Source organism: Polaromonas sp. P1_G2, assembly GCF_056405515.1.
Map to the genome: position 1 here is coordinate 1 of NZ_JBFUBY010001051.1, position 474 is coordinate 474.

Here is a 474-nt window from a genome sequence, read left to right on the forward strand (position 1 = left end):
CCGTACCACGGCAGCCTTCTCTCGATTCCACCGGTCGAAGGCGGCGCGGCCGAGCATCGATATGCATGTGTCCTCCTGTGGAGCGTGGACGAGCACGGCCTGAATGTCGCGAAAATGCCGTTCGAGCCCCAGGTCGGAGCCCAGGCCGGGATTGCCAAGGCCGCGCACAGCAATCTGGACCGCATCGCGCAACTGCCGCCCGGCAGTCAGGCGCGCCCGCACAAGTCTTTCCGGATTGCCCAAGCCGGCTCTGAGGGTGTCGAAAATGATCTCCCGGGCACCGGAGACGAGGAGGTCGATTTCGCCCGAGAGCGTGACGAAGCGCTCCGTGCGGGCGATCGGGTGGCCCAGATTGGTCGGAACCCGTTCATGGGCGAAGCGGATGAATGCCTCCTGCGCGGCTTCGGCCACACCGAGATAGATCGCCGTCAAGGCCAAAGTCATCGCCGCATGCGCCCGATTGTCCTGCTGGGC

Annotated in this window: 1 pseudogene; it reads right to left on the reverse strand. The window is 65.4% G+C overall.

Going from position 1 to position 474, the window contains the following annotated elements:
- Positions 1-474 (reverse strand): annotated as a pseudogene (locus AC1D0P_RS29010) (acyl-CoA dehydrogenase); the annotation flags it as partial.